Raw genomic sequence first — 13075 nt, forward strand, 5'->3', positions numbered from 1 at the left:
ACAGGCGGGATATTTAGAACAAGCCCTATTCTGCTGTTTTCTCTTCTTTCAGCACGGTATACATGCCAGCAGCTTCTTCTTTTTTCGTTGTGTCCTTTAACTCGTTGACTTTAACGGTCACAAGCTTTTGACCAAAACGGATTTGAAGCTCGTCCCCTTCTTTGACGTCAGAGCTGGCTTTCGCCTGCGTTCCATTAATGGAAATTCTACCTTGATCGGCTACTTCTTTTGCCAATGTTCTTCTTTTGATCAAACGAGACACTTTTAAAAATTTATCTAGTCTCACGTGTGTTCACCTCTTTCAATGCGTTTGGCATCGTTCCACAGTTCGTCCATTTCTTCTAGCGTCATATCCTCTAGTGAACGTCCCATGTCCTTTGCTTTTTGTTCGATATGCTGAAAGCGCCGCATGAATTTTGTGTTAGCAGATGAGAGAGCCGTTTCAGGCTCTAGCTGATAGAACCTACCTATGTTGACGAGAACAAACAAAAGATCTCCAAATTCATCTTTCATGTGCTTTGTTGCACCTTCCTGCGTCTTCTCTGCCACTTCCACAAGGAATTCCTGCTTTTCTTCTTCGTATTTGTTCCAAATATCTTCTACTTCTGTCCAATCGAAGCCCACCTTAGCAGCTTTCTTTTGGAGCTTATAGGCTTTTGTTAGAGCGGGAAGTGTCGCTGGGATGGACTGCAAAATAGATGTTGCCCGCTCCGGCTTCTCCTGCTGCTTAATTTTTTCCCAGTTGGCTACCACATCTGATGCTTCAGACACATTCGTATCACCAAACACATGCGGATGTCGTCGAATCATCTTTTCTGTCACCTGCTGGATGACGTCATCAATTGAGAAATAGCCATCATCTTCACCAATTTGAGCATGGAGTAAAACTTGAAGCAGCACATCTCCAAGCTCCTCTACCATATGATCTGGGTCGTCTTCATCTATGGCTTCAAGCAGCTCATAGCATTCTTCAATTAAGTAAGGCTTGAGCGACTCATTGGTTTGTTTTTGATCCCACGGACAGCCGCCTGGTCCCCTTAATGTACGAATGACTTCACGGAAAGTGTCAAATTGTTGATAGAGCAGCTTTTCATCTTGAATCGGAGGTACATAAACACTCGTTAAGTTATTTATCGACACATCTCGATCAAGTTCAAATAAAGGAACAGCTTTCAGCTGCTCCTGACTGCTTCCCGCCGCAGTCACGATGTAGACTTCATAATCGTCTGGCAATTTTTCCATAAGTGTGAGCTTCACATTGGAAGCTGTCATTTGATCATACACCTGACAGATCAGCACGTGCTGGGTGAACTTCAGATCATCCGCTTTCATATCCCCTGCATCAACAAATTGCAGCCCTTCAATCGGGTCAATTTGCAGTAAATTAAAGGTCGCATCTAGAAAACTTTGTCCACCAGCAACATACACCTCAACCCCGCGCTCCTTCTGCTGCGAGACGAGCAGCTGCACTGTCTTTTCCGCTACAAACGGGTGTCCTGGTACTGCATAGACAATATCTTTTTCCGCAGCCTCTGCGAATAGAATATCTGTGATTTCCTCATACACCGAATCAAACTCATCGTGTTTTTCATAAATCTCGTCAAAAAAGATCAGAGACGGGACCTCCTGCATCAACTCTGCTGTGAGCGGATGATCCTGTGTTCTCATGTATACTTCTTTCGCCTGCTTCAACTGCTTATATACACCGAGCGTCAGCTGATCCATGTCGCCTGCCCCAAGACCGACGACTGTCATCTTACCTGCCATTTTGATTCCCTCTCATCTGTTTAAAATATAAAATCTTTTCTCCTAATGGAATGAGTCTCCATTCCTCGTCCGTAAATACTTCTAGCTTAAGAATACTATATAAAAAGGCGAAACCACCAATAAAAACTGATGTCAGACTCTCCAAAACGGAAAACGGACGTTTTTCAAAGGGAATGACCCAAGAAAACAATACCTGATATCCTATTAAAACGATGGCCATAAAAGCCGCTGATAAAAGAATTTTTACCGGAAACAGCTCTCTGATTGAAATCCATCCTTTATGCTTCAAATAAACCGCATTGAGCACAGCCGCGGCGAAAAAACCACAGACAGTTGACCATGCAGCACCGTAAATACCGAATACCGGGACAAGGGCAAGCGTCAGCCCCCATTTCACCATCACACTCAGAATCACCACAACAGCTGGATACACGGTATGCCCTAGTCCTTGAAGTAAAGCTGTTTGCGTGATCGCAATCGACGTAAATGCGATTGATATACAAAATATTTGCAGTGCGCCTGTCCCTAAGTCATTACGAAAAAGCATTGTATTGACTGACGATAAAATACAAATAAGCCCGACGGCCGAACCAATTCCCAGCACCGACGTTGTCTTAAACGACGTACGAACTTTTTGACGAATCGCTTCGTGCTGTCCTTTCCTCAAAGCTGACGACAAAAATGGAACAAGAGAGGTTCCGATACTAATCGCAAACACCGTCCCTAGTTGCAAAAATGGCTGACCTCGGTCATACACGCCTTTTGCCGCCTTTGCAGCCGTTTCACTCAATCCCTCGCTGCGCAGCAAAGCATAGAGGTGAAAGGCATCAATCATTTGCATCCATAGGATAAGCAAACCACTCACACAAATCGTCAATGTATACAGCACCAAACTCTTCAGCACATCTTTTTTCCGCAGCGCAGCCTGTTTGAATATCTTGCCCGTTGCAGACCGCTTTCGATAGATCAGCCAAAGGAAAAGAAGGAGAATGAGTGAGGCCGCACTTCCCGCTATAGAGGAGAACACCGCACCCGCTCCTGTTTCATAAAGCGAATAGCCGTGTCTCACAAAATAAAAGGATAAAACAAGCAGGACGCCTACTCTGATTAGCTGCTCAACCAATTGGGAGACCGCAGTGGGAAGCATCATGCCGTCACTCTGAAAAACACCCCTCAGCATAACGGTAAGCGGCAAAAATAGAAAAACAAACGCACTCATCTGGATGAGCAAAATTAATTGGCTGTCTGCCATGAGGTTCGCAATGCTGCCTGCTCCTATGTATAGACAAAGAAATAAGACCAAGCTCAGGAAAGTGATATACACCAAGGATACCCTTGTAATGATTCGGCGATTCTCTTCACCATGCTCGCTCAAGAGCTTGGACACCATGACAGGAAACCCTGTTGTTCCGAGCATGATCGCAATGCCAAGAAAGGGATACACCTGCTGATAAATATAAAAACCTGTGTCTCCTACGATGTTTTGAAAAGGGACACGATATACGGCACTTAGTACCTTTGATAACAAGCCTGCGATGGTTAAAATCACCGCACCTTGTAAAAGCCGATGCGACTGATTCACAGCATTTTTCATGGATGACTCCTTTATGTTCAATCAAAAAATAGATCTGCATTTAAACGCACTCATTATATCATACGTCAATCACAAGCCGTTTCTTTCTAAGGAGTAGACGACACATTCGCCTTTTTGTTTCACCTATATAAAAAACGCCGATAAAATCAAATGATTTTATCGGCATTCTTCGTTTCATCAAAATGATATAGAATTATTAGACCTAATGTTCCATTTGACGGGCTAAGAAGCCAGCTGCCGTTTCTGCCGCTTTATGCTCCACTTCCCCCATTGAACGCTCTTTAGAAAATAAGACGACGGCGCCAATTGGATCTCCGTTTGCAACAATAGGTGCAATGGTATAAGCAGATACGTCATCATCAATACCATCGACAAGTTGAATCTCTTTCTTGCTGTCCTCTAACACAGAATTTCGCTGATCTATAGTTCGTTCAATTAAGTCACTAATGGATTTGTTTAAGTATTCTTTTTTCGAACTGCCAGATACAGCAATATACGTATCACGATCACAGATGAGGATGGAATGGCCCAAACTGTCGAATAATGCATCAGCATATTCCTTCGCAAAGTCTCCTAGCTCACTAATCGGTGAATACTTCTTCAAAATCACTTCTCCATCGCGGTCGACAAAAATCTCAAGCGGATCTCCTTCCCGGATACGCAATGTTCTGCGAATTTCCTTCGGTATAACCACTCTACCTAAATCATCGATACGGCGTACAATTCCAGTTGCTTTCATTCACTGCTGCCTCTCTTTCGTTTGATGATGTGTTGGGTGAATGGAACAAAAGCGTCCACTTTATGCAACATTCACCACTTGACCCTGAGTTTAGTATCCGTCACATCAAACGTAATATACATGAGAGACCAACAAAATTTTATGAAGATGGAATGGTTTCTTTTTTCACATCTTGAAGACCTCGAAGCATACGAAGAACCATCTCAAGCCACTCCTCGGTTTTCTTCCCTTTCGTTTGGACAGAAATAATCAGCTTGCTGCCTTCCATTCCAAGACCGATATCACGTCCATATTGGCTGCCGAGCTCAAATAATTTTTGACCATCGATTTCACTGCTTGCTTTCTCATCAAGGGTGAGTCTGACAATCCCTTTCTCCATCTTGATCAGCTCGACACGTTCTTGCACAGCGTACACTTTCATCGTCGCGATCGTGAACAAATCAGCCACTTCTTGCGGATATTCACCGAATCGGTCAATCATTTCTTCTTGAAGCTCTTTCCGTTCTTCAATGGAACTAATCGCTCTAAACTGTTTATACATCTCGATCTTTTGCTTACCATCCGAAATATAGCTATCTGGAATATAGGCATCAATTTGGAGGTCAATTTCCGGCTCAAATTTTTCTTGAGCAGTCGTATCGCCCCTTCTTTCTTCAATCGCTTCTTTCAGCATTTGAGAGTAAAGATCGAATCCAACAGAATCAATAAATCCATGCTGCTGTGCACCAAGTAAGTTACCTGCTCCACGAATCGTTAAGTCACGCATCGCAATCTTAAATCCTGATCCAAGCTCAGTGAATTCTTTAATGGCCTGAAGTCTTTTCTCTGCTACTTCAGAAAGCACTTTGTCTTTTCGATAAGTGAAATAAGCATAAGCAACACGATTCGAGCGCCCAACTCGTCCTCTTAACTGGTACAGCTGAGAAAGTCCCATTTTATCTGCATCATGTACAATGAGCGTGTTCACATTTGGAATGTCTACGCCCGTTTCAATAATCGTTGTACTGACGAGTACATCCGATTCACCTTCAAGGAAATTGATCATGACGGATTCCAGCTCGTTCTCACTCATTTTCCCATGTGCATAGCTAACTTTCGCGTCTGGAACGAGCATTGAGATTTCATCCGCTTTCCGTTCAATGTCCTCCACACGGTTGTAAAGGAAATACACTTGGCCACCTCGTGCTAGTTCCCGCTCTATCGCCTCTCTGACTAAAGCGCCATTGTACTCGACAACATAGGTTTGAACAGGGAAACGGTTTTCAGGCGGCGTTTCGATAACGGATAGGTCACGTACGCCAAGCATTGACATATGGAGCGTACGCGGAATGGGCGTTGCCGTTAATGTCAGTACATCAATATTGGCTTTCATTTGCTTAATTTTCTCTTTATGCGTCACACCAAAGCGCTGCTCTTCATCAATGATCAACAGCCCTAAATCCTTGTAGACGATGTCTTTTGAAAGAAGACGGTGTGTCCCGATGACCATATCAATCGTTCCGTTTTTCAGCCCTTTTAATGTTTCTGTTGTTTCTTTTCGTGTACGGAAGCGGCTAAGTTGAGCGATTTTGACAGGGTAGTCTTGGAATCTGTCCATAATCGTGTCAAAATGCTGCTGCGCTAAGATCGTTGTTGGTACAAGGAGTGCTACCTGCTTCCCGTCTGCAATGGCTTTGAAGGCCGCTCGAATCGCCACCTCTGTTTTTCCATATCCCACATCTCCACAAAGCAGGCGATCCATTGGACGCTCCCGCTCCATGTCTTGTTTGATTTCATGAATCGAACGAATTTGATCTTCTGTTTCTTGGTAAGGGAACGCAGATTCAAACTGGCGCTGCATCTCATGATCAGGCGAGAAGGCATACCCTTTGCTCGCTTCACGTTCTGCATACAGCTTAATGAGATCATCTGCAATGTCCTGAACAGATGATTCCACTTTTTTCTTTACGCGTTTCCAGTCACTGCCGCCCAATTTGTACAGCTTGGGCTCTTTTCCTTCAGATCCTACATACTTCTGCACCTGATCAATTTGTTCAACCGGTACATAAAGCTTGTCGCTTCCTTGATAATGAATATTTAAATAATCCTTATGAATGCCGCCGATTTCAAGCGTTTCAATTCCTAAATACTTACCGATCCCGTGGTTAATGTGCACCACATAATCGCCCACTTGAAGCTCTGAGTAGCTTTTGATTCGCTCTGCGTTCGTCAGCTTTTGCTTGCGTGCCTGCTTCTTCACACGTTTCTTGAAAAGCTCACCTTCTGTGATGACTGCAATTTTTGATAAAGGCAGTTCAAAGCCTGTTTGCAGCTCACCTTGTAAAATATACACTTGCCCGCTTACAAGCTCAGCGTCCGGTTTGGCAAGAGCCGCTTCAATGTCATAATCATGTAAGACAGATGACAGCTTCTCTGTGCGCTCTTCATCCGCACCTAAAAAGACAACCGTATAATTCTGCTTTTTGTAGCGTTCGATTTCGCTTGCAAGCACATTCATCTGCCCATGGAAATTCTGCATTTGCTTACTAGATACATTGACGATATTTTGCGGATTCGTCTGCTGAACATGTCTCAAAAACAAGGAATAGTACAGAATCGATCTTGATTGCTGATTGATCAGCTCTTGGAATGGGAAGGAAAGTGTTAAATCATGCAGAATGTTTCCTTCTTCAAGCAGACCAATTGTCCAATCTGCTTCTTCCTGTTCAAGCTGTTCTTCCATCTCCTGAATTCTGCTGATTTCATCTAGAATAATAATCGTATCCTGCGATGTATAATCTAGCAAACTAGCAGGCTTTTCATAGAAATAGGACAGGTACTTCGTCATTTCTTGTGTCACAATGCCTTCTAGCAGCTTCTCTCGATCAGCAGAAATATTTTGATGTAGCAGCTCTTTTTGTTTATCAGAGTTGAATTTCTTTAAGCTTTTCGCAAGTCCTTCGTCAAGCTGTTCAATCGCTCTCACTCGTTCTGGACCTCTTACAATCAGCTCTTTCGCTGGACCAATATTGATTTCCTGAAGGGACTCCAGTGAACGCTGCGTGTCAGAGTGGAAGGTCCGAATAGAGTCCACTTCTGTATCAAACAGCTCAATACGAATCGGATGATCTTCCGTTAACGCATAAATGTCAATGATTCCTCCGCGCACACTAAAATCTCCAGGCGCAGCAACCATAGATGTCCGGTCATAACCAATTTGAACAAGCTGTTTTGAAAACGCCTCCAAATCAATTTCTTCACCGATCTTTAAATGGATCTGACTCTCCTTCCAGAGTTCAACTGGCGGAAGCATTCTACGCACCGCGGCTACCGGAGCAACGACGATCGGGTTTTCTCCATTTGCAAGCCGATTCAGGACATCAAGACGCTGTGCTCTAAGCTCAGGACTTGCCACAGCAATCTCAGATGCAATAAGTTCATTGACAGGATAAAGAAGAACTGAGCGATCCGGCATCACACTTGTGAGATCATCTGTCACCTTCTGCGCCTGATATAAGTTGTGGGTCACAATAAACATCGGCCGCTTTAGTTCGTCTGATATGGTGGCTGTAAATAAAGATCTGACGGAGCCTGATAATCCGGCGAGCAGCTGTTCTTTTAACCCTTCCTTTAGCCCATTAAAAATGGACTGAAAATCATCACTTTGTTTGATAAATGTTTGTATGTTTTTCATTTGGCTCCTCCTCCCTGCTTGTTTAAAACAGAAAAACGCTTTGGTCTAATATCTACACCAAAGCTTTTTTATTGAATAAAGGTATGATACTGATGGTAATCAGGATTTCTTTCGAGCGCCTCTTGGCAATCCTCACAAATGGTTTGTACATGTAAATCACCATTTTCCCTATAAGAAATCATATCGTTTCTTTCCTCATTTGTTAAGTGATGAAATCCAAGTGCTTCACTTTGGACAGCAGATTCATCTAGACTGCCAACCTTTACACCACAGTGCCGGCAGTAATAGTGCAAAGCCATACGTGATCCTCCCATGCTGAGATTTTATGATCAGTATGTGCTTTGCTTATCATTCTTATACCTTCTTGTTAAAATCATTCATCACTTCTAAAAATGGCTTTGTTAAAGCCGCCTCACAAGCCTCAACAGACGCTTGAATAGCTGATGAGATGTCAGGCTGTTCCTCATCAGAGAATCGTCCTAGTACGTAATCGACGACCTTCATGCCGTTTTGCGGCCGGCCAATGCCAATGCGAAATCGGTCAAACTCAGGTGAACCTAAATGCTGAATCAACGATTTGATTCCATTATGTCCGCCTGCACTTCCCTTTGTACGCAAACGAATCCGCCCAGTTGGCAAATCAAGATCATCATAGATGACCTTCAAATTCTCAAGGGGAATATCATAATAATCCATCAGCGGACGCACGCATTCCCCTGATAAGTTCATATATGTAAGAGGCTTAACAAGTAGAACCTTTTGCCCCGAAACAAACCCAGTTCCATATTGTCCATGGAATTTTGATTGATTTAATGGGATGTCCCATTTTTTTGATAGTTCATCTATTGTCATAAACCCGACATTATGTCTTGTTTTTTCATATTCTCTTCCTGGATTGCCCAATCCGACGAACGCAATCATGAAACCAACAACCTCCTTTGTCGCACATGCACACGCCTAAAAAATGAGCCAATGTGATTGCCTCATCCAAAAACGTATGAATTCTTTTCATTCTAGCACAAAAGACGCAACCGCGGGAGGGTTACGTCTCTAATTGACCAGTTATTCTTCGTTGTCGTCTTTTTCTTTAATTGCCTCAGGCTCTTGCGTTTCATCTTCGCTATCTGGCTCTGGAACCTTGGATTGCTGAGGCGGTAAGATAGAAGCAACAACTTCTTCTGGATTATTATTAATTTGATACGTAGACTGAACAGGCAGATCACCGACTGTTAGTACGTCATTTACTTCTAAGTTTGTAATATCAGCTTCGATATTTTGCGGGATATCCTTTGGTTTCGCTGTAATAGATAACTCAAATAGTGGCTGCTGAAGCACACCGCCATCTTTTACACCTTTGGATTCACCAATGAGTTGTACCGGTACATCTGCCTCGATTTCCTGCTGTAAGTCGACCACTTGGAAATCGGCGTGGACGAGCTCATTTTTAAGCGGATCTGTTTGTAATTCTGTGACCATCACAGATTTTGTTTCACCGCCAACATCTAATGTGATGATTGTATTTTTCCCTTCATCACGTAATGTCTTTAATAAATCAATGCTGTCTAATGAAACAGCTAGGTTGTCTGTATTTTTTCCGTATATGACACCAGGAACATGTCCTGAATGACGGATTTTTTGCAGTGTGGAACGTTTGAAATCAGTTCTTTTATTTGCTTTTAAAGTTGCCATATTCAGCACCATCCTATTTCTTTTTTGTCACTACTTTCATAAATACCCATAACTGAATCATTTTAAACATGTTTGGCTTTCATTTATTAAAGCAAAAAGACCCTAAGTTTATCCCTAGGGCCTTTTTGATAAGAGAATTAGCTGAAAAGGTAGCTAACAGATTCTTCTTCATGCACACGGATGATGGCTTCTGCAAGCAAAGGCCCAACTGAAAGTGGAATGAATTTATCTACTTTCTTGTCATCTGTTAAGTGAATACTGTTGGTGACAACCAATTCTTTGATTTTAGAGTTTGTGATGCGTTCTACCGCTGGTCCAGACAATACTGGGTGAGTACAGCAAGCATATACTTCAGCCGCTCCATTTTCAACGAGCGCATTTGCTGCTAGTGTAATCGTTCCAGCTGTGTCAATGATATCATCAATGAGAATCGCTGTTTTGCCTTCGATGTTACCAATGATGTTCATCACTTCAGCAACGTTTGGCTTCGGACGGCGTTTGTCGATAATGGCGATTGGCGCTTTCAGGCGGTCTGCCATTTTACGTGCACGCGTCACACCACCGTGGTCTGGAGACACGACGACGATATCATTCAAGTTTTTCTGTTCGAAATAGTTTGTTAAGATTGGCACTGCCATTAAGTTATCGATTGGAATATCAAAGAAACCTTGGATTTGCGGCGCATGCAGGTCAAGTGCAATCACACGTGTAGCACCTGCTGTTTCTAGTAAGTTTGCAAAAAGCTTCGCAGTAATCGGCTCACGAGGTTTTGCCTTACGATCTTGACGTGCGTATCCATAATAAGGGATGACAATGTTGACAGTTTTCGCAGACGCACGTTTTAGGGCATCAACCATAATAAGCAGTTCCATAATGTGCTCATTCACTGGCGCACTTGTTGATTGAATGACATAACAGTCACAGCCGCGAATACTTTCTTCAATATTAATTTGGACTTCACCGTCACTAAAACGTTTAACAGAGCTCTTTCCTAGATCAACTCCGATACGCTCGGCAATTTCTTTAGCAAGTTCAGGGTTTGAATTCAAAGAGAAAATCTTTAAATTCGCATCAGCATAACGATTAGACATGGTAAACCTCCGGGTATTTGGATTATTTTTTATGAATATTTTTCACATAATCTTCTTTATTGACTTGTCTTGCTCTAGCAATAGACAGTGCATCCTGCGGAACATCTTCTGTTACCGTTGAACCGGCTGCAACATATGCCCCTTTTCCGACAGTGACTGGTGCAACGAGATTTGAATTGCAGCCAATAAAGGCGCCATCTTCAATCTTTGTTAAGAATTTGTTCTTCCCATCATAATTAACTGTAATGGATCCACAGCCAAGGTTTACATCCGTTCCGACCTCTGCATCTCCAATATAGCTTAGGTGAGACGCTTTGCTTCGGTCACCGAAAACCGTTTTCTTGATTTCGACAAAATTCCCGATCTTCACTTCATTGCCAATTTTCGACAATGGGCGAATATGAGCAAACGGTCCAATTGTCACATCTACTCCAACTTCACTATCGCAGACAACAGATTGCTTAATCACTGTCCGATCTCCGATTATGCTATCAACAATTTCAGTATTCGGCCCAATTGTGGCGTCTGTACCAATTTTTACATTCCCTTTGATAACCGTCCCAGGATAAATGATTGTATCTTCACCGATGACAGCATCTGGCGAGATATACGTGTTCTCAGGATCAATCAAGGTCACACCATTCTTCATATGCTGATGATTAATACGGCGCTTCATGAATTGCTCTGCTTGTGATAGAGCGATACGATCATTGACTCCAAGTGTTTCTTCAAAATGCGGTGTTTGATAAGCTGCAACTGTTTGCCCTTCATTTTTTAAAATCTCAATGACATCCGGCAAATAGTATTCACCCTGTGCATTTTCATTTGACACCTGCTCAATCACACGGAAGAGATCTTCATTTGAAAAGCAATAGGTCCCGGTATTAATTTCATTCACTTGACGTTCCGCATCATTTGCGTCTTTATGCTCCACAATTTTCACAACAGCACCGGTTTCATCACGAATAATACGACCATAACCTGTCGGGTCTTCCGCACGCGCTGTTAAAATAGTGACTTTCGCTTGATGCTTTTGATGCTCGCTTAGCATGGCTTCCATTGTTTCCGCTGTCAATAATGGCGTATCTCCACAAATGACAATGGTTGTTCCCTTTTCCTTTGCGAGAAACGACTTTGCTTGTTTGACGGCATGTGCTGTTCCCAGCTGTTCTTCTTGAAGTGCATATTCACTTCTATCCCCAAGCTGCTCTTTGACGTCCTCTGCCCCATGACCGACAATCGTCACTAGCTTGGCTAAAGAAAGCTTTAACACTTCATCAGCCACATGCTCGACCATTGGCTTTCCGCAAACTGGATGAAGTACTTTGTATAGCTTTGACTTCATTCTTGTTCCTTTTCCCGCTGCTAAAATCACTGCGAACCGCTTATCCATTGATTGGCCTCCAATATCCCTATTATCCATAGAAAAATATATCCTAAATAAGGACTGATTTCAAGGATACAAGAGGAAGTACAATAATTTTCTAACGGTTCAAAACCAGAAGAAATATGAGGAAAAACGCAAAAAAGACAGCATTTAAAAGAAAACATTCCATTTTCTCTTAAAGCTGTCTTTTTAGATTCACATATGATTAAGAAGCCCCAGCTTCTTCATATTCAATTGTTTCTTCTTCTTCGCCTAAGCGATGATATTCATTTAAAACAGCATCCTGGATTTTACCCCGAGTGCTTGAGTTAATTGGATGTGCAATATCACGAAACTCTCCATCAGGCGTGCGTTTGCTAGGCATTGCAACAAACAACCCATTATTTCCATCAATCACACGAATATCATGAACAACAAATTCGTGGTCCAGCGTGATGGATGCAATCGCCCTCATGCGACCATCGGTATTCACGCGGCGTAATCTTACGTCAGTAACTTCCACAGTAGTTCACCACCTTTTCCCAATATAAAAGCATTAATTAGGTATTCAACGATTGTAGTGATTCTCCTGCTCTTTTTTTAAACTTTTTTTGAAATATCGGGATATTTATACATTTTTTGTCATTTTGATGACGGCGCTTACATTTTCTGTGCAAAAAAAGACATCATGATGATGCCTTTTCGTGCATAAAATCAAACCAAGCGGCTTTTATTGAGACTGCCTGTTTATTTCACTAATGCGACCACTTCAATTTCTACAAGCGCATCCTTTGGAAGTCTTGCTACTTCTACACATGAACGAGCTGGCTTATGCGTATGGAAGTATTCACCGTACACTTCATTCACTTCAGCGAATTGTTCCATATCCTTAATGAAAACCGTTGCTTTCACGACTGTTTCAAAGGAAGCACCCGCTGCTTCAAGGACGGCTTTAAGATTATGGAACACTTGATGTGTTTGTTCTTTAATATCTCCATTCACAAAATCTCCAGCTGGCGTTAATGGAATTTGGCCTGAGCTGTAAAACATGTTATTGACGATGATTCCTTGAGAGTAAGGTCCAATGGCTGCTGGTGCGTTTTTCGTTTGAACAACTTTTGTCATATCAATCTCTCCCATTCAAATACATGTTTGA

At 42.5% G+C, this 13075-nt stretch carries 12 protein-coding genes; all 12 read right to left on the minus strand.

Annotated features, from left to right (window positions below):
• Positions 1–25: 25 nt before the first annotated feature.
• The 12 genes from BK049_RS07865 to ridA all read right to left on the minus strand — a co-directional run bounded on the left by BK049_RS07865 (position 26) and on the right by ridA (position 13044).
• Entirely contained in the window at positions 26–286 is a 261-nt protein-coding gene (locus BK049_RS07865) for an RNA-binding S4 domain-containing protein (protein WP_071168246.1), read from the minus strand.
• Positions 283–1767: a bifunctional methyltransferase/pyrophosphohydrolase YabN gene (gene yabN / locus BK049_RS07870; RefSeq protein WP_071168247.1), complete on the minus strand. Its 1485-nt coding sequence runs from the start codon at positions 1765–1767 to the stop codon at positions 283–285. The genes BK049_RS07865 and yabN overlap by 4 nt, the downstream gene beginning before the upstream one ends.
• Entirely contained in the window at positions 1757–3361 is a 1605-nt protein-coding gene (locus BK049_RS07875) for a putative polysaccharide biosynthesis protein (RefSeq protein ID WP_071168248.1), read from the minus strand. The genes yabN and BK049_RS07875 overlap by 11 nt, the downstream gene beginning before the upstream one ends.
• Positions 3362–3563: 202 nt before the next feature.
• Complete coding sequence (spoVT, locus tag BK049_RS07880) at positions 3564–4100, minus strand: stage V sporulation protein T (RefSeq protein ID WP_008357424.1); 537 nt, start codon at positions 4098–4100, stop codon at positions 3564–3566.
• Positions 4101–4239: 139 nt separating this feature from the next.
• A complete protein-coding gene (gene mfd / locus BK049_RS07885) occupies positions 4240–7773 on the minus strand; it encodes a transcription-repair coupling factor (protein ID WP_008357426.1) in 3534 nt (1177 codons plus the stop codon).
• 68 nt (positions 7774–7841) lie between these two features.
• On the minus strand, positions 7842–8072 hold the full coding sequence (gene fin / locus BK049_RS07890; RefSeq protein WP_003217967.1) for an anti-sigma-F factor Fin: 231 nt from the start codon (positions 8070–8072) through the stop codon (positions 7842–7844).
• Between the two features lie 55 nt (positions 8073–8127).
• Positions 8128–8694, minus strand: a complete 567-nt coding sequence (gene pth, locus BK049_RS07895; protein ID WP_008357429.1) for an aminoacyl-tRNA hydrolase — start codon at positions 8692–8694, stop codon at positions 8128–8130.
• A 141-nt stretch (positions 8695–8835) separates the two neighbouring features.
• Positions 8836–9462, minus strand: a complete 627-nt coding sequence (locus BK049_RS07900; protein WP_008357431.1) for a 50S ribosomal protein L25/general stress protein Ctc — start codon at positions 9460–9462, stop codon at positions 8836–8838.
• 137 nt (positions 9463–9599) lie between these two features.
• The gene (locus BK049_RS07905) at positions 9600–10553 is read right to left on the minus strand and encodes a ribose-phosphate diphosphokinase (protein ID WP_008357434.1); all 954 of its coding nucleotides are present in this window, start codon (positions 10551–10553) and stop codon (positions 9600–9602) included.
• A 22-nt stretch (positions 10554–10575) separates the two neighbouring features.
• Complete coding sequence (gene glmU, locus BK049_RS07910; protein WP_071168249.1) at positions 10576–11946, minus strand: bifunctional UDP-N-acetylglucosamine diphosphorylase/glucosamine-1-phosphate N-acetyltransferase GlmU; 1371 nt, start codon at positions 11944–11946, stop codon at positions 10576–10578.
• A gap of 199 nt (positions 11947–12145) precedes the next feature.
• Positions 12146–12442, minus strand: coding sequence for a septation regulator SpoVG (spoVG, locus tag BK049_RS07915; protein ID WP_008357439.1), 297 nt, complete (start codon positions 12440–12442; stop codon positions 12146–12148).
• A 224-nt stretch (positions 12443–12666) separates the two neighbouring features.
• Positions 12667–13044 (minus strand): 2-iminobutanoate/2-iminopropanoate deaminase, encoded by a 378-nt coding sequence (gene ridA / locus BK049_RS07920; RefSeq protein WP_008341860.1) that lies wholly within the window; start codon positions 13042–13044, stop codon positions 12667–12669.
• Between the last annotated feature and the right edge of the window lie 31 nt (positions 13045–13075).

This window comes from Bacillus xiamenensis (assembly GCF_001857925.1).
GTDB classification, from domain to species: Bacteria; Bacillota; Bacilli; order Bacillales; family Bacillaceae; genus Bacillus; species Bacillus xiamenensis.